This window comes from Chitinophaga sp. CB10, assembly GCA_001870995.2.
Lineage (GTDB): Bacteria > Bacteroidota > Bacteroidia > Chitinophagales > Chitinophagaceae > Chitinophaga.
Genome location: MLAV02000010.1, coordinates 198,598 through 220,239, shown reverse-complemented (window position 1 = coordinate 220,239; position 21,642 = coordinate 198,598). Strand labels below are relative to the sequence as shown.

At 53.3% G+C, this 21,642-nt stretch carries 20 protein-coding genes; 12 read left to right on the top strand and 8 right to left on the bottom strand.

The window, feature by feature from the left end; all coding sequences use genetic code 11:
• Nucleotides 1-18: 18 nt before the first annotated feature.
• Nucleotides 19-405, bottom strand: a complete 387-nt coding sequence (locus BOC67_RS16050; protein ID WP_291911624.1) for a DoxX family protein — start codon at nucleotides 403-405, stop codon at nucleotides 19-21.
• 211 nt (nucleotides 406-616) lie between these two features.
• Here BOC67_RS16050 and BOC67_RS16045 point away from each other — a divergent pair, with 211 nt between their 5' ends.
• Nucleotides 617-1,750, top strand: a complete 1,134-nt coding sequence (locus tag BOC67_RS16045; protein WP_291911623.1) for a prolyl oligopeptidase family serine peptidase — start codon at nucleotides 617-619, stop codon at nucleotides 1,748-1,750.
• 4 nt (nucleotides 1,751-1,754) lie between these two features.
• Here BOC67_RS16045 and BOC67_RS16040 read toward each other — a convergent pair whose 3' ends face one another.
• The gene (locus BOC67_RS16040; RefSeq protein WP_291911622.1) at nucleotides 1,755-2,747 is read right to left on the bottom strand and encodes an AraC family transcriptional regulator; all 993 of its coding nucleotides are present in this window, start codon (nucleotides 2,745-2,747) and stop codon (nucleotides 1,755-1,757) included.
• Between the two features lie 274 nt (nucleotides 2,748-3,021).
• Between BOC67_RS16040 and BOC67_RS16035 the strand changes: the two genes are divergently transcribed.
• A complete protein-coding gene (locus BOC67_RS16035; RefSeq protein WP_291911620.1) occupies nucleotides 3,022-3,609 on the top strand; it encodes a Crp/Fnr family transcriptional regulator in 588 nt (195 codons plus the stop codon).
• An 80-nt stretch (nucleotides 3,610-3,689) separates the two neighbouring features.
• Here BOC67_RS16035 and BOC67_RS16030 read toward each other — a convergent pair whose 3' ends face one another.
• Genes BOC67_RS16030 through BOC67_RS16020 form a run of 3 tightly spaced genes read right to left on the bottom strand, consistent with a single transcriptional unit; the run spans nucleotide 3,690 to nucleotide 5,326 of the window.
• On the bottom strand, nucleotides 3,690-4,556 hold the full coding sequence (locus BOC67_RS16030) for an AadS family aminoglycoside 6-adenylyltransferase (RefSeq protein ID WP_291911619.1): 867 nt from the start codon (nucleotides 4,554-4,556) through the stop codon (nucleotides 3,690-3,692).
• A gap of 24 nt (nucleotides 4,557-4,580) precedes the next feature.
• A complete protein-coding gene (locus BOC67_RS16025) occupies nucleotides 4,581-4,898 on the bottom strand; it encodes a helix-turn-helix transcriptional regulator (RefSeq protein WP_291911618.1) in 318 nt (105 codons plus the stop codon).
• Nucleotides 4,895-5,326: an SRPBCC domain-containing protein gene (locus tag BOC67_RS16020; RefSeq protein WP_291911617.1), complete on the bottom strand. Its 432-nt coding sequence runs from the start codon at nucleotides 5,324-5,326 to the stop codon at nucleotides 4,895-4,897. The genes BOC67_RS16025 and BOC67_RS16020 overlap by 4 nt, the downstream gene beginning before the upstream one ends.
• A gap of 299 nt (nucleotides 5,327-5,625) precedes the next feature.
• On the opposite strand from BOC67_RS16020, the gene BOC67_RS16015 reads away from it, so the two are divergent.
• The 7 genes from BOC67_RS16015 (at nucleotide 5,626) to BOC67_RS15985 (ending at nucleotide 16,472) form a co-directional block, all read left to right on the top strand.
• Complete coding sequence (locus BOC67_RS16015; protein ID WP_291911616.1) at nucleotides 5,626-5,886, top strand: hypothetical protein; 261 nt, start codon at nucleotides 5,626-5,628, stop codon at nucleotides 5,884-5,886.
• Between the two features lie 97 nt (nucleotides 5,887-5,983).
• Nucleotides 5,984-6,481: a ferritin gene (locus tag BOC67_RS16010; RefSeq protein WP_291911614.1), complete on the top strand. Its 498-nt coding sequence runs from the start codon at nucleotides 5,984-5,986 to the stop codon at nucleotides 6,479-6,481.
• Between the two features lie 81 nt (nucleotides 6,482-6,562).
• Entirely contained in the window at nucleotides 6,563-6,847 is a 285-nt protein-coding gene (locus tag BOC67_RS16005; RefSeq protein WP_291911613.1) for a hypothetical protein, read from the top strand.
• Between the two features lie 69 nt (nucleotides 6,848-6,916).
• Nucleotides 6,917-7,555 (top strand): family 16 glycoside hydrolase, encoded by a 639-nt coding sequence (locus tag BOC67_RS16000; RefSeq protein ID WP_291911612.1) that lies wholly within the window; start codon nucleotides 6,917-6,919, stop codon nucleotides 7,553-7,555.
• 426 nt (nucleotides 7,556-7,981) lie between these two features.
• Nucleotides 7,982-11,263: a TonB-dependent receptor gene (locus tag BOC67_RS15995; protein WP_291911611.1), complete on the top strand. Its 3,282-nt coding sequence runs from the start codon at nucleotides 7,982-7,984 to the stop codon at nucleotides 11,261-11,263.
• 24 nt (nucleotides 11,264-11,287) lie between these two features.
• Nucleotides 11,288-13,441, top strand: coding sequence for a RagB/SusD family nutrient uptake outer membrane protein (locus BOC67_RS15990; RefSeq protein ID WP_291911610.1), 2,154 nt, complete (start codon nucleotides 11,288-11,290; stop codon nucleotides 13,439-13,441).
• Nucleotides 13,442-13,523: 82 nt separating this feature from the next.
• Nucleotides 13,524-16,472, top strand: coding sequence for a sugar-binding domain-containing protein (locus BOC67_RS15985; RefSeq protein WP_291911609.1), 2,949 nt, complete (start codon nucleotides 13,524-13,526; stop codon nucleotides 16,470-16,472).
• A 169-nt stretch (nucleotides 16,473-16,641) separates the two neighbouring features.
• On the opposite strand, the gene BOC67_RS15980 is transcribed toward BOC67_RS15985, so the two are convergent.
• Nucleotides 16,642-17,532 carry a hypothetical protein gene (locus BOC67_RS15980; RefSeq protein ID WP_291911608.1) on the bottom strand — a complete coding sequence of 297 codons (891 nt, stop codon included), beginning with the start codon at nucleotides 17,530-17,532 and terminating at the stop codon, nucleotides 16,642-16,644.
• Between the two features lie 122 nt (nucleotides 17,533-17,654).
• Between BOC67_RS15980 and BOC67_RS15975 the strand changes: the two genes are divergently transcribed.
• Nucleotides 17,655-17,795: a hypothetical protein gene (locus tag BOC67_RS15975; RefSeq protein WP_291911607.1), complete on the top strand. Its 141-nt coding sequence runs from the start codon at nucleotides 17,655-17,657 to the stop codon at nucleotides 17,793-17,795.
• A gap of 75 nt (nucleotides 17,796-17,870) precedes the next feature.
• Here the strand turns inward: BOC67_RS15975 and bioB are convergent, their stop codons facing one another.
• Both bioB and BOC67_RS15965 read right to left on the bottom strand, forming a co-directional pair.
• Complete coding sequence (gene bioB, locus BOC67_RS15970) at nucleotides 17,871-18,854, bottom strand: biotin synthase BioB (RefSeq protein ID WP_291911606.1); 984 nt, start codon at nucleotides 18,852-18,854, stop codon at nucleotides 17,871-17,873.
• Nucleotides 18,855-18,861: 7 nt separating this feature from the next.
• Nucleotides 18,862-19,500, bottom strand: a complete 639-nt coding sequence (locus tag BOC67_RS15965; protein WP_291911605.1) for a hypothetical protein — start codon at nucleotides 19,498-19,500, stop codon at nucleotides 18,862-18,864.
• Nucleotides 19,501-19,622: 122 nt separating this feature from the next.
• Between BOC67_RS15965 and BOC67_RS15960 the strand changes: the two genes are divergently transcribed.
• Nucleotides 19,623-21,110, top strand: coding sequence for a PLP-dependent aminotransferase family protein (locus BOC67_RS15960; RefSeq protein WP_291911604.1), 1,488 nt, complete (start codon nucleotides 19,623-19,625; stop codon nucleotides 21,108-21,110).
• A gap of 78 nt (nucleotides 21,111-21,188) precedes the next feature.
• A complete protein-coding gene (locus tag BOC67_RS15955; RefSeq protein WP_291911603.1) occupies nucleotides 21,189-21,614 on the top strand; it encodes a hypothetical protein in 426 nt (141 codons plus the stop codon).
• Nucleotides 21,615-21,642 lie beyond the last annotated feature (28 nt).

Sequence of the window (21,642 nt, the reverse complement as noted above, 5' to 3'; positions counted from 1 at the left end):
GATGTTGGATTTAAAGGGTTATGCTTTGGTGAAGGTAGCCGGGTATAATTTTCTGTACTGGATATAGGTGACAGTAATTATCGTGAATGCGATGATGGCGTCGATGGTTGCCGCAAAGCCCAGCACGGCGATTTTGGAAAAGAATGCAAAAAGGATATCGAAAAATATACCGGCAAATACCCATTCTTTTAACCGTAACAAACGGCCGGGAGTCAGCAGTACAATCACGCCCAGTAATTTTGCGACGCCCAGGATATAAATAAAGTGGGGAGGATAGCCTAATTGAACCGTTATATCCCATACGATCGGGTTGTGAGTCAGTTCAAAAAATCCGCTTGCGCCGAACCATAAAGAGATTAAAATAGCGCCTGTCCAGTAAATTGCTTTTGATGTTTGTGTATTCATTTTGTAAAGGTTTAATTGTGAATGATGACACAAAGATGTACTGCAAATTCCTGCTGGCCTACCGGGAGTTGCCCAACCTGGCAAATTGATCCCCGAGCCGGACATAAATTACCCCGGAGCTGACCTGGAACATGCCCCTCCCGCACTAAAGCCGATGGATTTTTTTGTAATTTTCAAAATCCACCGTATTATTATCCCATCAACTAGCATTATGAGAATCCTCCTACTCCCGTTCCTTTTCATTACCCATCTCGCATGTGCGCAATCCTTTGACGAGCTGCGGGCCAGCGCCTCCGCCAACCTGAAAAAGAAAGACTATTGCGCCGCGCTTACTGACCTGAAAGCTGCCTTTACCAAAAAATCGGCGCTCACTCCCTATGATTATTTAAGCGGCGTATCCGCTGCGGCCAACTGCAACGATACCTCCCTCGCGCTGAAATGGCTGAAAGCCAGTTATGACGGCGGCCTGGGCAAGGACCAGTCGGAAATCGCGTACCTGGAAAACAATGAATCCTTTAAACCATTAGCCGCAACCGCTGCATTCCAGGATATCCTGAAACGCATGAAAGACCGGCTGGCCGCTAAAGAAAAGCAGCAGCAGGAAGCAGCGGACGCCTGGAAAAAAGCAATCGTCCGTCACCAGGTACCGGCCGGCACGCCGTTTCAACAGGCGCCGGAAGGGTTTGCGCTGTATTTCACGGAAGCGGATGGCCAACAGGTACCTTACGTGGTGTACATCCCCAAAGGCTATGATCCCTCTAAGCGGTATCCTGCCATCGTGTACCTCCATGGCGGCGTAAATGCGGTAAGCGATTTCTATTTCAACAATCCTGACGTGGGTAAGGAGCCGATATTCGCCGTTGGGGAGCAGTTCCACAGCATCATCATTTACCCTTTTGCGAAAAAAGATTTTGGCTGGGTGAACCAGCAAAAAGCATTTGAAAATATTTTCAACGTGGTAAAAAGCGTACGGGAAAGGTATAATGTAGACTCGGCAAGGATGTTCCTCGGCGGCATGTCCAACGGCGGCTCGGCCACCTTCTGGTTTGCTTCGCAGCCAGGCACCCCGTTCCGGGCTTTTTATGCGTTTGCGGCCAGCCCCATGCTCAAAATAGGGGAGATAACATTCAGCAACATTACGGCGGCGCATCCGCTTTACACCATTCACTCCAAGGAAGACCAAACCTATAAATACGAGGAAGTCTTAAAAATCTACAACGAGCAAAAGGACAAAGCGCCCGGCTGGAAATTTGAAACGATTGAAAAAGGCTCGCATGGGTTTATTTACGAACCCGGCATCGGCCCTGCGGTGTTGAGCAGTTTATTTTCACGGCTTTTAAAATAACGCCTTAAAACTTAGGACGCCCGTCCCTGGGCGTCCTACCAAATTTCTTTTTATACGCCTTGCTGAAATGCTGCACGGAAGAGTAGCCCATATCCAGCGCAATTTCGCTGATGCTCTTTTCATTCCGCGCAATCGCTGCGGCGGCCATTTCCAGGCGCTTATCCGTAAGATAGCCGAATACGGTATTGCCAAACATTTCCTTGAAGCCGTTCTTCAGCTTGAAGGTGTTGATGCCCGCAATCCGCGCCAGGTCCGTCAGGGTGGGCGGTTGCTCCATGTGGTTGAGCAGGTACTCCCGCGCATACAAAATACTTTCCTTGTCCGAACCGGATTTCAGAAAGCGACTGTATTGCGACTGCGCCTTGTGATGCGCATCCGCCTGCAGCACCAGTAATTCCAGGCATTTGGAGAAGAGGTATAGCTGTTTGATGCCGCCGGTGTACGGACAGTTGCGTATCTGCTCAATCGTCTGTACCATGGCCCCGTCAATGTACAGGTTATGCGGGGAAAGCGTGCTGGGCTGCCCAAGGCGGACAAGCGACCCGAAGTGCTGCAGCACATCATTGGATTCCCGCGCCAGCTCCAGGAATTTATCCGTGCGGTACTGCACCATAAAAGTGATCAGGCAGGTATCATGACTTTTGATGGTTCCATGGCTTTCGGAAGAGTAAAAGATATTGTGCTGGTAGTTGCCCAACGCAAAATCTTTCCCGTAAACGGAACTGTTATTGGAAGTATTCGCCCGCAGGTTGAAGTACTGCGTCACCAGTTCCAGGTCGGACTGCCATTCGAAATGCATATCCTTTTGCAGGTTGCATTCCGCATAGCCGATGCGGATACCGTCGAACCAGCAGCTCTGTACAATGCCCGTCATGCCGGGCGCTGAAAATCGTAGGTTCCTCTCCGTTAGTCCCGGCGAGTGAATGCCTTCCTGTAATGCGCTGTTGGAAAACAGTTCGGTGGGAGTGTCGTTGTAGGTGAATATATGCTCTTCCATATCATTAAAATTCGATGGGGCAACGGATAGCGTTTCCATACCGGTATTAAAAATAGCAATTAAACAGACAGCTCCGCCAACACCCCGGGCGAAAATCCCGCAGGTATAACAAATGCTCCCGCTGATACCACTATCCCCAATGCGACCACTTCTCCGTTAGTTAGACAGGAAAGCCTCATTCCCCATCAAAAGCCTGACTTTTAATTTATCTTTCCTCTTACTTTTGTTTTGCGAAGGCGAAATTGCAGCTTCCGGGTAACTCAAAAAAGGACATTTGTCCCAACAACCGAATATGTACCGTACCAACGAATATTTTTACGACTTTATGGAACGCCTCCACAGCAGCGGCGCGGCGAAGGACCATGTTTCCCTGAAGGCCTACCGCCAGGGCGATTACCTCCTGCAGCAAAACAGTCCGCTGGCCAGGGTGCTGATTATCCGTGAGGGCATCGCCAAATGTATCATCAATGAGGAAAACGGGAAGGATTTTATCCTGGCTTTTCTCGGTACGGGCCAGCTGCTGGGGGAGCTGGAAGTGCTTCGGAATACCCGTTGCCTGAATAACGTACAGGCGTTGACGTCGCTGGTGGCCTATGCCGTGTCCGTTCCGTATTTCCGCCATATCGTGGAAACGGATAAGGCTTTCAACGCCATGCTGCTGCAGGAGTTGGCAAACCGCCTGGCCATTACCAGTACCCGCGCTTCCCTGCAGCAACTGTACACGGTGGAACATGGCCTGCGTAACCTGCTGCGCTTACTCCAACAGCAGCACATGACGCTGTCAAAAGAGGATATGGCCGCTTACCTGGGTATTACGGTGCGTAGCCTGAACCGCGCGCTGAAGACCATAGGGGAGGAGTGAAACCTTTAGCAGCAGCCTGTTCGTAGATTTATACAATAAAACCTTTGCCCTCCCGGCAAATACTTCCGGGAAGCAATACCTTACCACCCCTGCGTTTCCACCTCCATCAGGTACTTCCTCACTTTCCGCTCCGTGTCCTGCGGATATACAAACCCCATCCTGCCGGCCAGCTCCGTCCCCAGCTGATGTATCACATCTGCATAGGCGTACAACGCACGCCAGTTGTCCGCTATATCCGCGCCGGAAAAGGTAGCCTGTATCTCGCGCCAGCGCTCAGGCGGAAGGTATTTTGGAAACAGCCGCCCATGCTTGTTGGTACTCACTTTCCACTCGTGCAGGCTGCCGATGTACCATTCAATCAGGGGTACGAGGTAATCGGTCCGCATCATATTTTCCGACATGAATTTCGCATAGAAGATATCCCCGCGCGCCAGGCATTTGGCCACATACGTCATATCCCACCAGGCATCGTTCATTACCTGCGCAAACCTCGCGGCGTCCGGCTGTTGGATGAACGCCGGCGCATAGGTAGGCGGCGGCAGCTGTGCCGTAACCTGGTCCTTGTCAAAGATCACGCGGTAGCCGATGTCCCAGTCTTCCGGCAGGGGATCGCTGGCGGCATCTTCCAGGAAGTGCTGCACGCTGTATATTTTAAAATCTATTTTCACGTGGTCCTCATACAGCACCATTTTCATAGCATGCCGGCCTTCAAAGGCTGCTACGCCTTCTTCCACGGTGGCGATGATCTCCCCGAAAATTTTCAGCCAGGCATTATCCCGGATGTAAGGGGCCGGGTCGGTGAAAATCAGTTCTATGTCCAGGTCGCTGAGGGCGTCCACGGGGGCATACGGGTTTACGAGGGAGCTGGTGAGCAGCATCGCGCGGATGTCCTCATTGGCGGTAGCCCAGGCTGTAACCGCCGCCAGCCGCTGATCTCTGTTTGTCATCTGGTCGTATTCAGTCCTCCGCCATCACGCAGGATTAGATTTATTATTCAGCACCGTTTCCAGTTTCTTCAGCTTATGCTGCCAGAATTTATCGAAATACGATACCCAGGCCTGCAGTTGCTGGAACCCTTCCTGGCTCAGCAGGCAATAGCGTTCCCGCCCAATGTCGCGGATGGTGATAAACCCGGACTGGCTCAGCACTTTCACATGCTTGGATACCGCCGGCCTGCTCATGTCAAAATTCTCCGCCAGCTCGTTGATGGTGAGCGTTTGGTGCGACAATAAATGCAGTATCTCCCGGCGGCTCGGGTCAGCGATGGCTTGAAAAATATCCGGCGTCATACTTTTGCTTTGTTGAGCAGGTCGGCAATTTCGCCCATATTTTTCAGCCAGCCACCGTCCATAATGCCGAACATCATGCTGTTCCTTTCCTGGAAACCGCTGTGGCGCAGCAGCAGCTCGGTGCCATGGTCCTTTTCGCGCAGTTCCCATTCCACCAGCGTGTCCAGCGTGATCTCTCCCGGGCCGGGGCCGCCTTTCCAGGTGTAGGCCAGCCGCTTGTGCGGTACAATTTCCACCACCTTGCAGTACACAATGCCGTCAAAACCGAATGCCGGCATGGGGCGCGTGCGGAAGGTGAATTCATGGCCGGCTTCGGCGCGGAAGTCGTTCGGCATCAGCCATTGCGCCAGCAGTTCGGACTCCGTCAGGTAAGCCCATACTTCGGCGGGCGACTGCTGATAAAAATAAGTGTGTCGGATGCTATGCATGATATGTAACTTTTAGGTTACCTAAAATTAAATGTAACTTTTGAGTTACGCAAATTTTTTTTGAGGAGCAGGGGAAGGGCGAGATACGCGAATAACTTCCTTTGTTATCCTGCCAGTTTTTTAAGCGGCGCGGCAGGTGCGCGTGCCCGGACCACTGCCCTTTTTTGTTATGTACTATTTTTTTAGGGGGAGAGATCTACTGCCGCGGGGGTAAAGGTACCGGCCTCGCCTAAGGCGCACTGTGGGCTATTCCGATGCCGGCATTGTACCAAATGGGATAAATCGATACCTTCGCTGCAATGCGAAAATTATTTTTCTTCCATATTATCATTTATACCTTCTTCCTCACCGGCACGTTACTGGTTATACGTTATTCCACCCCTGCGGGTGGCGCCGTCAATCCGTGGATCGGGCGCTTCTGCCTCCTGGTGGCCTGCCTGCTGCACCTGATCGCCTGGTGGGCCAGGCACTTCGGCAGTGTGAACCACCGGCTGATGGTTTTTCAATCCTGGCTGGTCATGGCGCTCTACCTCGTAACGGGGCTGATCATCTGCCAATAATTCCGCATTTTTTCGCTGTTTATTCATTCTTTTTTAGGAACTTAACGTAGGGATAGCATTCCCACATTACCAATATTTAACCTGAATCTATACCAGCATGTTATCACAAAGAATGAAAGATGCGCTCAACAAGCAGATACTGATGGAAGCGCAATCCTCCCAGGCCTACCTGGCCATGGGCAGCTGGGCCGAAATACAGCCCGGCCTCAAAGGAGTGACCAAATTCTTCTACCGCCACAGCGAAGAAGAAAGAATGCATATGCTCAAACTGATCCACTTCGTCAACGAGCGTGGGGGCTTTGCCGTTATACCCGCGCTGGAACAGCCGGTGATGACCTTCGTATCCCTGAAGGCCGCCTTTGAGCAGCTCTTCAAACACGAAGTGAAAGTCAGCGAAAGCATTAACGACCTCGTGGAAATCGCCCTGGCAGAAAAGGATTACGCGACCCACAACTTCCTCCAATGGTTCGTGATGGAGCAGATGGAAGAAGAACGCCTCGCGCGCGACTGTAACGACAAACTCGAACTGATCGGCGATGATAAAAGTGGCCTGTACCTGTTCGACAGGGATATCATGACGCTCGACCAGGAATAACCTGATAAGAAAAGCTTAATCAACACCGGTTAAGCTTTTTTAGCAAACCCGCTGCTATGGCAGCAAAAAACCGCACGCCATATGAAAACAAACCCTGACGCCCACGCGCCTGCTCACTGGATCGAAAAAAAATGGGTGAGAAACTTTTTACTGATCGTGGGGATATTTAGTTCCGTGATGTTCCTGGCATCCATCGGCGCACGCCTCTTCGCTTCGCCGGAAAGCGCCGTGTACGAGGCCTTCGGCAGCACCCGTACCTCCATTCAAAACCTGCTCGTGGCCGCGAGTACGCTGCTGCCTTATTATGCCATCAGCAAACAACAAAAGGCAAGGCAGGAAAAGGATATCAATGACATCGGCCGCTGACCGCTCATCCACAATGGCCATGCGGATGTCGCAACTTTTCTGTTTATTCGGATAATCAAATCCGTAGCTATGAACCTTAGATATCTCCTGCTGGCCTGCCTCCTGTCAGCAGCGCTGCCCGCCGCGTATGCGCAAAAAGCCAGGCAGGTAGACCTTACCCGCATCACCCGCACCTTCAACCGTACCATTACCATCCCGCCCGGCAGCAAGCAGGTATTCATCCACCCGCAACCGGAAGCCGGCGGCGCATGGCTGCAACTGCCAGATGCCCGCAATGCGGAAATCACCCTGGAAATAAAAGGCCGGGACGTTATGCAGCAAAGCTTTGTAGGCATCGCCTTCCATGGGCAGAACGACAGTACCTACGAAGCCGTGTACTTCCGCCCGTTCAACTTCAACTCCCCGGACTCCGTCCGCAAGCGGCACGCCGTGCAGTACATCAGCCTGCCGCAGTACGACTGGCCCATCCTCCGGGAGCAATTCCCCGGTAAATACGAAAGCGCCATCAACGCCCCCACGAATCCGAACGACTGGTTCAAAGCAAGGATCCGGTTCCGGGACGGGCAAATCACCGTGTACATCGGCGACGCTGCCACGCCCTGCCTGCAGGTACAACAACTGGGCAACCTGCAAACCGGTAAAATTGCATTGTGGACCGGCCACATCTCCCCGGGCGAATTCCGCAACATGACCATCACCTATCTCTGATAAAAAAAGTACGCTATATGTTCTTGCCCGGTAGCCCGCCGCTACCGGGTTTTTTGTGCCTGCGCAGGACAGAGCAGGATAGTAGAAATCAGGATAGAAGTATATTTCGAGTTGAAAAACAGTCCGGTCAAATGCACAACTTAAATCGCAGCAGATGGTAAAGGTAGAATGGAGGGACTTTTCAATAGGGAACAAACGGAACGCGGACTAGCCTTTGCTCCTGAATCACGGAAAACCAAACAAATAGAAATACTGGTCTAATCGTATAATTCTCCGGCAAAAACGGAGCTGGCCATCTTATCGGCCAATCACTAAATATATGTCCAAGTTATGAGAACAAGTGCTTGCCACCATTCGAACGTAGGTGCCCGTCTTATTACAGTCTTGAAGTCTTTCCGACGACGGGAAATGCAATCAGGTACTTTTATGAAATGCAGCTTTTCACTGCTGGGCGCCATCTGCCTGATGGCCGTTGCCCTGCCAACCAACGTATTCGCCGGCATCCGTCAGCAACTGACGCCAATCGTTATTCATATCCAGGACACCACCGGCATGCCGTTACCCGGCGCGTCCGTGATGATCGGCAAAACTGAAAGAAGAGGATTGACCGGGGGCGATGGTACCATCACCCTCAGCGTGGCCGCCAGCGAAACCATCGCCGTCACCTTCATCGGGTACGACCCGAAGCAGGCGCCCGTGACGGAGGATGCCATCCGCCGCAAATCCATCACTATCCAGCTGTCGTCCAGGCAATCCATGCTGAACGACATCGTGGTGGTGGGTTACGGTACGCAAAAGAAAAGCGACGTTACCGGCGCGCTCTCCCGCATCACCGCCGAAACCATCCAGGAACGCCCCGTTACCAACGTAGCGCAGGCGCTGCAGGGTAAGGCCTCGGGTATGAACGTGTCCACCAACATGCGCCCGGGCGAAGTGCCGAGTATCCGTATCCGCGGTACGCGCAGCCAGAACGCTTCCAACGAACCGTTGTATGTGATCGACGGGGTGCCGGTGGTAAGCGCGCTGGGCGTTACCTCCTTCTCCATCAATGACCTCAACCCGAACGATATCGCTTCCGTGGAAATCCTCAAAGACGCCTCCGCCACCGCTATCTACGGTTCCAGGGGCGCTAACGGGGTGATACTCGTGACCACGAAGAAAGGCTCCAAAGGAAAAGTTTCCATGAACCTTTCCAGCAGCGTATCACTGGATAGCTATAAAAATCTTACCGACTGGATGACAGGCGGGGAATACATCGATCGCCTCCGGTATGGACTCATGAACGGCCGCCGCTACCAGCCAGGCAGCCCGGCGGACCTCACCGTGGCCCCGCAAAAATGGTATGCAGATCCGCATCTGGACAGCCTCTCCTTCCCGGCATCCGGCGTCACCAACAACTACGCCGAACTGCTGGCCGCCGCCATGAAAGGCTATGAATGGAATGCGGACGGCACCGTGAAAATGCGCGCCACCACCGCGGAAGAAAAAGCCCTCGGCTGGCCGGATATGATCCCCGTGTATAACGGCGCTAACATCCCTACCTATAACTGGCGGGATGCAGCCACCCGCACGGGCATTACCCAAAACTACCAGCTTTCCCTCTCCGCAGGTACGGAAGCGGCTAAGCTCTATATGTCCGTAGGTTATAACAAGCAAAACGGCGTACAAAAGGACCAGGACTTCGAACGCTTTAACCTCAACCTGAACGGGGATGTGGTGGCGAATAAATGGTTTACCATGGGCGTGTCCGTGATCGCAAGCTTATCCACCCAGAATTTTGGTATTTCCACCAACAGCGGCAATACCGGCGCAAAAGACCTTTACGGCCGCGCTACCACGCAGTTCCCATGGGCGTTCCCGTACGACAGCAATGGCGTTGCCATCCGCAACCCGGGCGGTAACCTCAACACCTGGAACCCGCTGATAGATATCGACCAGTCCATCAACGAAAGGCGTTCTTCCGCTATCATGTCCAATATCTATTCGGAAGTGAAGCTGGCGCCTGGTCTGAAATACCGCGTGAACTTCGGCGCGCAGATGCGCAACTTCCGCAATGGCGCATGGACCGGCCCTAACGTGACCGGCCACCTTAGCCAACGCGCGAACACCGCCTCCTACGCCAGGGAAGAAAACTTTTCCTGGGTGGTGGAAAACCTGCTGACCTACGATAAATCATTCAATAAAAACCATACGCTGGGCGTAACATTGCTGCAGTCCGCCCAGAAGTCGCGCAAGGAAAACACCAGTACCAGTGTAGGCGGCGTCGTTATCCCGCTCAGTATGTGGTACGACCTCGCTTCCAACACCCAGGGCAACCCGGGCATCGGTACCGGCTTTACGGAAAATACGCTCAGCTCCTTCATGGGCAGGATCAACTATACCCTGATGAATAAATACCTGCTGACGGTTTCCGGCCGTTACGACGGTTCCTCCGTGCTGGCGCCTTCCAACAAATGGGAATTCTTCCCGTCCTTCGCGCTCGCGTGGAAGATGCAGGAAGAAAGCTGGATCCGCAACATCGGCTGGATCAATGAACTGAAACCACGTATAGGCTATGGCGTTACCGGTAACTCTTCCGTGGCGCCGTACACCACCAGCGGTCCGCTGGACAGGGCGCCGTACGCATGGGGCTCCACGCCGGCCATCGGCTACCTGCCGCTGACGGCGCAGAACCCGGACATGAGCTGGGAGAAGACCGCGCAGATCAACGCCGGTATCGACTTCGCCGTGCTGAACAGCCGCATCTCCGGTTCCGTGGAATACTATAACCAGCAAACGCGCGACCTCCTCTTCTCCCGCGACCTCAACGCCGTAGGCGGTTACGTGAGCAAGCTGATGAACATCGGTAAATCGAGGAACAAGGGATGGGAGGTAACAATCAATACCGATAATATCCGCACCAAAAACTTTACCTGGAGCACCAACCTCACCTGGTCTACCAACCACGAAGAAATCGTGGAGCTGATCAACGGCAAGCAGGATATGGTGGCCCAGCGCCTCTTCATCGGCCAGCCATGGCAGGTATTCTACCAGCTGCAGGATGCCGGTATCTGGAGCAACAGTAAAGAGGACCTGGAAGAGATGGCGAAGTTCAAATCTATCGGCGGCCTGGATTTCAAACCAGGCACCGTAAGGGTAGTGGACCAGAACGGCGATTACAAGATCGACGCGGCGGACTACGTGATCCGCGGAACTTCCCGCCCGAAATGGTACGGCGGAATTACCAACACTTTTACCTATAAGAACTGGTCCCTGAGTTCCTTCATCTATGCCCGCGTGGGTCAAACCTACTTTGGTGGCTACCCCGGCGTATTCGGCAGAAATGAAACAGACCTCTGGAGCTGGGATAACCAGGGTGGCCGCTGGCCGCTGCCTATCCTCGGCGCTACGGGCGTGACCAACATCGAATCCGCCATGCAGTACCACGACGGTTCCTTTGCCGCGGTGAGAAACATTTCACTCACTTACGACCTGCCTGAAAATGTTACCAACAAGCTTAAAATGAAAAATATTCAGTTGAATGTACAGGTGCTGAATCCTTTCATTTTCGGCGGAGATATAGTGAAGATGGGCTTGAACCCGGATGATGAAACTAACTGGCAATCAGAATCGCAGGCGAATTCCTTCTTCACCGCGCCGGTGGGAGGGCAAAATAACAATACCATACTGCCCCGCAGTATCGTGTTTGGTTTACGTGCAGCATTCTAATCCTTAACGATCTTAACAGCAATTATGAAACGATATATTCCGATAGTCCTGGTACTGCTGGCAGGTTCCCTGGATTCCTGCAAAAAGTTTTTAACGGAAAAGCAAGTCTCCAATCTGACGCAGGACTACTACAATACTGAAGAAGGGTTGAATTCGTTGATCAACGGGTTGTACAACATCTCCCGCCTGAAAAACGAGTGGGATGCCAGCGGATGCAGGCTGGTACAGGCAGAAACGGATGCGTATATGTCCGCCACGAATACCTACGCCACTATGACGGCCGCCATCTACGGCTCCAATGTGGCTACCATCGCGGCTACCAACGTGTACAACTTCCTCGGCGCTACCAATGCGGACAATCCGCCGATGGGCATCTACCCGCATATCAACAACTGTAATATCGCGCTGGATATTATCGACAACCAGAAGCCCGGCAAGTTTGGTACGGATGAAAACTACCGTAAGACCAAGCGCGCGGAGATCCTCTTCCTCCGTGCCTGGGCCTATTACCTGGTGACCAACCAGCTGGGCGACGTGCCGCTAACGCTCACGCCTAAACGTATGGACAATGGCGTGTACTATTACCCGAAAGCGAAGCTGGAAGATATCTACAAACAGATCATCGGGGATATGCGCGAAGCTTATGCGAGCCTGCCGGTAACGGTGGGAGAGCAGGGCCGCGTTACCAAACTGGCGGCCGGCCACTTCCTGGCGAAGTTGTACCTGGCCCGCGCGCAAGCCGCTACCTTCCAGAACAGTGGGGACAACTCCCTGAAAATGCTCTATAAAGGCAACGTACCTACGGACCTGGATTCCGTGATCAGCATTGCCACGGATGTGATCAACACCGCCGGTGGTACCGCCGCGCTGGCGCAGGACTACTGGACGCTTTTTGATCCGAAGGTTTCTGAAACCACGCCCAGCAAGGAAGTGCTCTGGGCGGCGCAGTTTGATGTAAACACTACGCTGAACGGCCGCTTCAGCAACCGCTCCGTTAACTACCACACCGGCAACTATACGGACGCTACGGGCGTTACCCGCGCCATGGCCTATGGCCGCCCGTTTGGTACTTTCAAACCTACGGACTTCGGGTACGATGTGTTTACGGATAAGGTGAACGACTCCCGCTACTACAAAACTTTCCAATACGAATACATCTGTAATGCTGCCGGCTCCTGGACCTGGAACGCCGCTGCAGCAGCCTGGTGGAATGCCAACAAGCCTGCCGGCGAACCGAATGTGGTTGCCGGCGCGCCAAGGGCCACCATCGGTAAACGCGCGCTCATCTACCTGGAAAACCAGAAGAGCGAAGCGCTGGATAGTACGATGGTGATGAGCCAGCCTTACCAGTTTGCCGTAAGGTGGATCCGCTCCGCGGTGACGGGCCGTATTTACTACCGCGTCAATTACAACCAGAACCCGATTGGCCTCAACACCGGTAGCCCGGCGCCGTATTTATCCGTGAAAAAATTCGTGGACCCGCTCCGTGGCGGCAGTGCGGATGAAAGTAACTTCAACAGCGAAAGCGGCACCAGGGACGCCATCCTGATGCGCCTCGGCGAAACCTACCTGGTGCGCGCGGAAGCGTATGGCCGTAAGGGTATGTACAACGACGCCCTGGCAGACATCAATGTGATCCGCCAGCGCGCTGCGTATAAATCAGGCGAGAGTCGCCCGCAGGTGCTCGTACAATGGGAGCCCGGCGCTGCCACGCTCACCGCTGCGGAAAAAACTACGCCTTATCCTGCGAACGGTTCTTCCTTCAACGCCATCCGCGCTACGGAAGAATACTTTACGCCTGGTACGCCGCAGGCCCTGGCAGAGCATTACATCCCGACCGTGACCAGCAAAGCGGATATGTTTATCCATTTCATTTATAATGAGAAGACTAGAGAGCTGCTGGGTGAAGGCGTATTATGGGAGGACCTGCACAATGCCGGCATCCTGTACGACCGCACCGTGTACCTGAACCAGATGGCTTCCCCGCTTGCAGGCCGCTGGCCGGTAGCGGATAACCCGGTGAATGGCAACGGGCAGAATGGTAACGGTAAAGGACAAATGAAGAAGGAATACACCTTCCGTCCGTGGCCGTCCAACTACCTGTTACAGTTGACGGACGAAAACGGCAAACCGCTGGATGCCGCCGCTATGGCTGCTTACCAGAACCCTGGCTATTAATTTTTTTATGAGTTCCCGATAAAAGCCCGTTGCCATTGGCAACGGGTATTTTGTAAATAGTGGTCACTTTTTGCAGCTACGTATGAAAAAACGCCTCTACCTCACCCTTGCCGGCCTGCTCCTCTGCATGGCCGCGTTTGCGCAACGCGCGAAATACAACTTCAACAGCGACTGGAAAATATTCATTGGCGATACCTCCGCCGCCGCGCCGGACTTCAACGATGCCGGCTGGAAGAAGGTAACGCTGCCTTATGCCTGGAACCAGCAGGAAGCTTTCCGGAAAGATATCACGGAACTGAGCACCGGCATTGCCTGGTACCGCAAAAAGTTCACCCTGCCTGCTTCCGCAGCCGGGCAGAAGGTATTCCTGGAGTTTGAAGGCATCCGCCAGGCAGGCGAGTTTTATGTGAACGGACAACGGATAGGCATACACGAAAACGGCGTCATGGCTTTTGGCTTTGATATTACGGACCTCGTAAAACCAGGCGTGGAAAACACCGTGGCCGTGAGGATCGACAATAGCTGGGATTACCGGGAGAAATCCACTAATCAAAAGTTCCAGTGGGAGGATAAAAATTTCAACGCCAACTACGGCGGCATCAACAAGAACGTGTACCTGCATGTAACAGGCAAAGTGTACCAAACTTTGCCGCTTCATTCCCTCCTCCACACTATTGGCACGTATATTTATGCAACCGATTTCAATATCAAGGGAAGGTCCGCCACCATCCATGCGGAGTCGGAAGTAAAGAACGAAACCGCCGCACCGCAGCAGGTTTCCCTGGAGGTGACGATCACCGACATCAACAACAAGCCGGTAGCGAATTTCAGCGGCGGCAAACAAAGCATAGCGCCCGGGCAGGCAGTAGTGCTGACGGCCGCCGCGCCCCTGCAAAACCTCAACTTTTGGAGCTGGGGCTATGGCTATCTCTACAACGTAACCACTACGCTAAAGATCAACAACAAGGCGGTAGATGCGGTAGTAACCCGCACGGGCTTCCGCAAAACGGAATTCCGGGATGGCATGATCTACCTGAACGACCGGGTGATCATGGTGCATGGCTATGCGCAGCGTACCTCCAACGAATGGCCTTCCGTAGGCATGTCCGTACCGGCATGGCTGAGCGATTATTCCAATGGCCTCATGGTAGCCAGCAACGGTAACCTGGTACGCTGGATGCACATCACCCCCTGGAAGCAGGATGTGGAAAGCTGCGACAGGGTAGGGCTCATGCAGGCCATGCCCGCAGGCGATGCGGAAGCGGATGTAACCGGCGCCCGCTGGGAGCAGCGTAAGGCCGTCATGCGGGATGCGATGATTTACAACCGCAATAACCCCAGCATCGTATTTTATGAATGCGGCAATGAGAGCATCAGCGAAGCGCATATGAAAGAGATGAAAGCCATCCGCGATCAGTATGACCCCCATGGCGGCCGCGCGATCGGCTCCCGGGAGATGCTGAACAGCCAAGAGGCGGAGTATGGGGGCGAGATGCTTTATACAAACAAAAGCGCGCACATTCCCATGTGGGCGATGGAATACTCCCGCGATGAAGGCTCCCGCAAGTACTGGGACGACTATACGCCGCCTTATCATAAAGACGGCGAAGGCCCGGCTCACAAGGGGCAAAGCGCCGCTGCCTACAACCGCAACATGGAAAGCCATGCCGTGGAAAATGTGAAACGCTGGTATGAGTTCTGGCGGGAAAGACCCGGCACCGGCGCCCGCGTGAGCGCCGGCGGGGTGAACATCGTATTCTCGGAAACCAACACCCATCACCGCGGGGAGGAAAACTACCGCCGCAGCGGGGAAGTAGATGCCCTGCGCATTCAAAAGGAAAACTTCTATGCGCACCAGGTGATGTGGAACGGTTGGGTGGTACCGGAGCAGGAAGGCCTGCATATCGTGGGCCACTGGAACTACAGGCCGGGCGTAAGGAAGCCGGTGTACGTCATTTCCACGGCCGATAAAGTAGAACTGAAAGTAAACGGTAAATCCCAGGGCTTTGGCGAAAAAAGCGATGGCTTTCTCTTTACCTTCCCGGCTGTGAGCTGGGAGGCAGGCGCCATCAGCGCCACCGGGTACGATAGCAAAGGCAGGCAGGTGATCACAGCAGAGAAGAAAACTACCGGCGCGCCGGTGGCGCTGAAGCTGACCAACATTGCATCGCCGCAGGGGCTGACAGCCGATGGGCACGACCTTGCCCTGCTGCAGGTGGAAGTGGTGGACGCTGCCGGCAACCGTGTACCGGATGCGATGCATATGATTAAATTCTCCCTGGAAGGCCCGGCGGAATGGATCGGGGGGATGGCCATGGGGCCTGATAACTATACCCTTACCCGGGAGTTCCCCGTGGAGGGCGGTATAAACCGCGCGCTGATACGCGCGGCGGAAAGGGCCGGTACGATAACGGTGAAAGCCGCTGCGGACGGGCTGAAGCCAGCCAGCATCACCCTGGAATCGAAGCCGTTTGTTACCAGGAACGGGTTGTCTACCGAACTCCCGGGCGCAAGTCTGCCGGTAAGCCTGGTGCGTGGCCCCACGCCATTAACGCCTTCGTATAGGCTTACCCGTACGCCGCTGCGTATAAAGCGCGCTACTGCCGGCGCCAATGCCGATTCCGTTTTTATGAGCTATGATGACAACGAGCTGTCCGACTGGGTGAACGATGGTAAGCTGGAAACCGCGTGGGTGGAGTACGAGCTGGAGCGGGAAGCCACCGTGAGCGAAGTGACCCTCAAACTGAACAATTTCAAATCCCGTTCTTATCCGCTACGTATAACCGTTGACGGTAGGGAGGTGTTCAACGGCAAAACCCCGCTTACCTTAGGCTACTGCACGCTGGCATGCAAGCCTGCCAAAGGCCGGAAAGTACGCATACAGCTGGCATCCATTTCCAAAGACCCCGGCGGTAGCCAAATGGTGGAAGTGACTGGTAAAAAGCTGGATGACGGGGTAGCGAGGGATGATTCCAGGGCGAAGGGGACCTTGAGTATTATTGAAGCGGAGGTTTATGAAGCGATTAAATAGGTAAAAAAAATCAGGCAAGGCGTGATTTTTTAGGGGAGAATTATTTGTTCACTTCCGGTGATTAGAAATCACGCCTTATGTGATTTTTTAGGGAGGCTTCACGCTAGTTACTTAAAAATCACGCAAGGCGCTGTTGCCTTGCGTGATTTTTTTTAGGGGGGGAGAAGATTTATTGCTTCAATTCAGTTACTTTATACGTAACGGGATCCCATGCGTAAGTCTTACTGCCTTTTTCAGTAACTGCCATGATATACTCACCGTTCTTATCCAGTTTGTCTGTGGCTTCCTCTGTACTCATCTCCCAGGTAATCATATCCGGCCGGCCATTCTTTTCATTCGGGAAGATGAAGTTCTCCGAATGGTAATAAGCGCCGGCATCGCCTACGTTCATCTTACCCGGCAACCGCACCAGCCGCTGGTCCGCAGTCCAGGCCAGGTAATAATCGTAGGTAGGAATGCCGCAGGCTTCCCCGCCGAAGCTGATGATCACGATATTCTGCACGTTAGTCAGTCCCATACCGGACATTATTTTACCATAGCCGAAGTTGGCGCTCTCGTCATCGTCCGTAATAAACGTAGCGGTGGATTTAATGACGCCGTTCTGCACAGCTTTTACTTTCACGACAAAACGATGGAGGGTATCCCGCTGGCGGTCTTCGTTGAGGTACAGGCTGTCGGACCGGCGCTCAATGGCCGCCACAAACTTGGTATCGCCCCGGCGCAGCGGCGTAAGGCTCACAAGCCCCTGCCAGATGTAGCCTTTCTTTTGTTCCCCGTTTTTGGTGTAAGTCACCTGCAGCCACGGGCCTCTGAGTCCGCGAACGGTTAACCCGTTTTTAGTGACCTGCAGTACGAGGATATTATCCCCTGCAAAGAGGGTGTCGACAGGGGCCTGGCGCGTATCGGGGGATACCCTGATAAAAGCAGTATCCGCATATACATAGCGCTCAATGGAGTCCCCATAAATAGCCCAGCTGCGCATGTCCGGGAAGTCCTCCTGTGCGAAGGTGCATTTGCTGATAGCTACCAGCAACAGGCAAAGGAATGATAGTTTTTTCATAATAATCAGCCTAATCGGCATGGCAAAGCTACAACTTCTGCCATTCCGGAAAATACCCGGAAACAGGGATTAAACCACAGAACTATAACAGGGCACAGATTGAGCCGCCGGTAGTAGGGCTGATGGTAGGCGTATTCCATCCTGCCGGGGGCGCCAGGGGAGGGAAGGTAGACATTATCAATATGGAGCTTCCCCATCACCCCAGCTACTATACTTTCACCGGTTTCGGGAAAGTGGTGGATATTGAATATATTAATCTTTAAGACAAACACGAAGGGCGCCCAAAAAACATCCCCACCCGGAAGAGTGGGGATTTCCTTCCTTGGGGTATTCCTCCGTTAACAGGAGTGTGCTTCTTTTCGGGCTTCCATAGGTTTAAGTCCCAGTGTTTGCAACATTTGCATATCTTCATCCACGCCCGGGTTAGGCGTCACCAGTAAGGTTTGCCGCTCCCCGGTAAAAATGGAGTTGGCGCCTGCCATAAAGCACCAGGCCTGTTCCGCTTCGCTCATTTCAATGCGGCCAGCGCTGAGCCTTACCACGGAGGCAGGCATTACAATTCTTGCTGTTGCAATCATGCGTACCATATCCCATATGTCCACCTTGGGATTGTTTTCCAATGGCGTTCCTTTCACCCGCGCCAGGGCGTTAACAGGCACGGACTCCGGATGCTTCGGCATGTTGGCCAGCGTAAGCAGCATGGCCATGCGGTCGTGATGGGTTTCCCCCAACCCAATGATGCCGCCGGAGCAAACGGTGATACCGGCTTTACGCACGTTGTTGATCGTGTTGATCCTGTTGTCGAAATTGCGGGTGGAGATAATCTCTTTATAATATTCTTCCGAGGTATCGAGGTTGTGGTTGTAGGCATGCAAACCGGCTTCCTGTAAGCGGACGGCCTGTTCTTCCGTGAGCATGCCGAGGGTACAGCATACTTCCATGCCCAGCTCATTTACTCCTTTGACCATTTCTATCACCTTGTCGAAGTCGCGGTTATCCCGCACTTCCCGCCATGCGGCGGCCATACAAAACCTCGTGGAACCGGTTTCCCTGGCTTTTTTAGCATGGGCCAGCACGGTTTCCACCGGCAGCAGGGCCTGTACCTTAATGTTGGTGTGATAACGCGCTGCCTGTCCGCAATAGGAGCAGTCCTCCGGGCAGCCCCCGGTTTTAATGGAGAGGAGGGTGCAAACCTGTACTTCATCTGCGGCATGGTACCGGCGGTGTACAGTAGCGGCCTGGTACACCAGTTCCATCAGCGGCTGGTCGTAAATGGCCTGGATCTCTTCTTTGGTCCAGTCGTGTCTGATTTCTGCTGTCATTGCTTCCTTATAGATTTATAGTTGCGTGTATGCGTATTATCGAATTATTTATTTCCTCCTCAATGGCAGCCAGCCACCGTTCAAACAACCCCTTTTCCAGCGCCTGTACATACCGCGCATGCGCTTCCCAGTCCGCGGAAAATAGTTTCAGCTGGCTGATCATCTCTTCCAGGTGCCCTTCCTCCTCCACGATGATAGACTTCACCATCACTTTGCTGCCCGCCTGGTCCAGCGCCTGCTGGTACACAGGGTACAGCTCGTCCGCCCGTACTTCAATGGCATAAGTCACAAACAGGTAAGCGGCATTTTTCAGCGCCTGCCCGCTCAATCCAAACTGCGTCTTCAGGTACCGGCAGGTCAGCATATCCAGCTGGTGAAGGTAATGGCGTGTATGCGTGGCTGCGAGCAGCTCGTGCGGCAGGTAAGTCTTGCATAGCTCCCCGTCCAGCTTCAGGATTTGCTTTTTCAGGTAGTAGGCATGGCGGTGTTCCTCCGCGGCATGCTTCAGCTGGATGAGGTCCACGCTGGTGGCATGCTCGCAGGCGGATATCTTCCTGGCGCCGGCATTTTCCATGAACGACAGGGTATTTAACCAGCGGGCATGCAGGTGCGGCTGACTCACTATATGTTGAAGTAACTGATACATAAGTTCCTGATTTTTCGGGTCAAATGTAATGGCTATCCGGATGGTCAGACTAGGCCGGATTTTATATTGTAGCTAGTCCGGATAAAAGCCGTATTTTGCCGGACTATTAAAAAATTGCATTCATGGGTAGTCCGGTGAACGTGCCATTCGAAAGTTTTGTACAGGTCGACCGTGCCTCGGCCACCGCCGTTTATATTCAAATCGCCAACCAGCTGGTAAACGCCATACAGCGGGGATTTGTACCCCCCGGGGCGCGGCTCCCCGGCACACGCCAGCTGAGCGATGCGCTGGGCCTGCACCGCAATACCATCGTAGCGGCATATGAAGAGCTGGACGCACAGGGCTGGGTCGAGTCGCGCCCTAACAAAGGCACCTACGTAATAGGCAACCCTGACGCAAAGCCCCGGAAGATCAGGGGGCCGAAAGAAGCGCCGCTGGTGCAATACCCCGCCAGCACCGGCTTCTCCTTCAAAAAATCCAGTTTACTGGATAACCCCTTTGAACACGCCGCCTGTGATTATATTTTTAACGATGGCACGCCCGATATCCGCCTTACGCAGATAGCCCGGCTGTCCAGCCTGTACAGCGCCAATATGAAGCGCAAAAGCAACCACCGTAAGCTCGGTTACTATAACCACGACGGGAGCGAATATTTTAAACGCAACCTCTCCAACTACCTCAACGTAACCCGCGGCCTGCACATCTCCACCAACAACATCCTCATTACCCGCAGTACGGAAATGAGCGTGTACATCACCTCCGAAATTTTATTATCAAAGGGAGATATTGTACTGGTCGGGGCCCTCAGCTATTTCTCCGTGAACATGATCTTCCAGAAATCCGGGGCGAGGATCATGCCCGTGCCTATCGACGGGGAAGGGATAGACGTGGACGCCGTCAGGGAAATCTGCAGCCGGCAAACCATTCGCATGCTCTACATCACCCCGCACCATCATTACCCTACCACCGTTACCCTCAGCGCCCAGCGCCGCCTCGCGCTGCTCAACCTCTCCGCGGAATTCGGCTTTATCATCCTGGAAGATGATTACGATTACGATTTCCACTACGAGAAAAGTCCGGTACTGCCCCTGGCCAGCGCGGATAAAAACGGCATGGTCGTGTACATCGGCGCCTTCGGAAAATCCCTGGCCCCCGGGTTTCGTACAGGCTTCATCGTAGCGCCGGAAAACCTCATGGTCGAAATGCGCAAGCACCTCGGCATCATTGACCGCCAGGGGGACGTGCTCATGGAACAGGTGCTCGGGGAGATGATCGAAGAAGGAGAGATCCACCGCTACCTGAAAAAATCCCTTAAAGTCTACCACGAACGCCGGGATCACTTCACCAACCTGTTGGAGCAACACCTGGGGGAATACCTGGAGTTTCGCCAACCAACCGGCGGACTGGCCGTATGGACGGAATGGAAACATCCCGTCAACCTCCTGCAGCTCACAAAAGAATGCGCAAAAAATAATCTCTTCATTCCTAAAACCTTACTGTACCAGCATAAGCGCCTGTCCGGAATGCGCCTGGGATTCGGGCACCTGACCCCTAAAGAAGCTACGGAGAGTATGGAGATATTGAAGTATAGCCTGATGCAATTGCTGTAGCCACCATCATAATTTAATCCGGAAATTGAAAAATTATTCCAAAGAAAATTTACATTTGCCGGGACCGAACTATTTAAAATGGATGTAATTATCAATGTTAAACAGTTAGGCCGTAAACACGCGATCCTCGCCAATAAAACCATAGAGATTGAAGACGTTGGAGTTAACCCTTCCTTAGAAAAACTCATTCTCGCTATTGTTGAACAACAGGTGACGGCATATCGTCAGCGGCCGCAAGACTCGCAGCTACTGCCAGTTTTAAGCAAAGAAAATATCGATAACCAGGCGGCTACCGGAAAGGTAGGATTCGGCATTAACTATAATGACCGCGCGCCGGACCTGGCCAAAGCGCAGGAGAATGCACTGCAGGCGTTTAAAGATGGCCTCTTTGCCGTATTTGCCGGCGAACAGGAAATTAAATCACTTGATGAAACCGTTGCGCTTACACCCGCAACAGCATTGACTTTTATACGCCTTACCTTCCTCGCCGGAAGTTTTTGGTAAACCATTGTACACCCGTAAAACCTAACAC

What these genes read in the sequence shown, in the direction of transcription:
- BOC67_RS16050 (WP_291911624.1), bottom strand. Translation starts at nt 405, where the DNA reads ATGAATACACAAACATCAAAAGCAATTTACTGGACAGGCGCTATTTTA.
- BOC67_RS16045 (WP_291911623.1), top strand. Translation starts at nt 617, where the DNA reads ATGAGAATCCTCCTACTCCCGTTCCTTTTCATTACCCATCTCGCATGT.
- BOC67_RS16040 (WP_291911622.1), bottom strand. Translation starts at nt 2,747, where the DNA reads ATGGAAGAGCATATATTCACCTACAACGACACTCCCACCGAACTGTTT.
- BOC67_RS16030 (WP_291911619.1), bottom strand. Translation starts at nt 4,556, where the DNA reads ATGACAAACAGAGATCAGCGGCTGGCGGCGGTTACAGCCTGGGCTACC.
- BOC67_RS16025 (WP_291911618.1), bottom strand. Translation starts at nt 4,898, where the DNA reads ATGACGCCGGATATTTTTCAAGCCATCGCTGACCCGAGCCGCCGGGAG.
- BOC67_RS16020 (WP_291911617.1), bottom strand. Translation starts at nt 5,326, where the DNA reads ATGCATAGCATCCGACACACTTATTTTTATCAGCAGTCGCCCGCCGAA.
- BOC67_RS16015 (WP_291911616.1), top strand. Translation starts at nt 5,626, where the DNA reads ATGCGAAAATTATTTTTCTTCCATATTATCATTTATACCTTCTTCCTC.
- BOC67_RS16010 (WP_291911614.1), top strand. Translation starts at nt 5,984, where the DNA reads ATGTTATCACAAAGAATGAAAGATGCGCTCAACAAGCAGATACTGATG.
- BOC67_RS16005 (WP_291911613.1), top strand. Translation starts at nt 6,563, where the DNA reads ATGAAAACAAACCCTGACGCCCACGCGCCTGCTCACTGGATCGAAAAA.
- BOC67_RS16000 (WP_291911612.1), top strand. Translation starts at nt 6,917, where the DNA reads ATGAACCTTAGATATCTCCTGCTGGCCTGCCTCCTGTCAGCAGCGCTG.
- BOC67_RS15995 (WP_291911611.1), top strand. Translation starts at nt 7,982, where the DNA reads ATGAAATGCAGCTTTTCACTGCTGGGCGCCATCTGCCTGATGGCCGTT.
- BOC67_RS15990 (WP_291911610.1), top strand. Translation starts at nt 11,288, where the DNA reads ATGAAACGATATATTCCGATAGTCCTGGTACTGCTGGCAGGTTCCCTG.
- BOC67_RS15985 (WP_291911609.1), top strand. Translation starts at nt 13,524, where the DNA reads ATGAAAAAACGCCTCTACCTCACCCTTGCCGGCCTGCTCCTCTGCATG.
- BOC67_RS15980 (WP_291911608.1), bottom strand. Translation starts at nt 17,532, where the DNA reads ATGAAAAAACTATCATTCCTTTGCCTGTTGCTGGTAGCTATCAGCAAA.
- BOC67_RS15975 (WP_291911607.1), top strand. Translation starts at nt 17,655, where the DNA reads ATGGTAGGCGTATTCCATCCTGCCGGGGGCGCCAGGGGAGGGAAGGTA.
- bioB (WP_291911606.1), bottom strand. Translation starts at nt 18,854, where the DNA reads ATGACAGCAGAAATCAGACACGACTGGACCAAAGAAGAGATCCAGGCC.
- BOC67_RS15965 (WP_291911605.1), bottom strand. Translation starts at nt 19,500, where the DNA reads ATGTATCAGTTACTTCAACATATAGTGAGTCAGCCGCACCTGCATGCC.
- BOC67_RS15960 (WP_291911604.1), top strand. Translation starts at nt 19,623, where the DNA reads ATGGGTAGTCCGGTGAACGTGCCATTCGAAAGTTTTGTACAGGTCGAC.
- BOC67_RS15955 (WP_291911603.1), top strand. Translation starts at nt 21,189, where the DNA reads ATGGATGTAATTATCAATGTTAAACAGTTAGGCCGTAAACACGCGATC.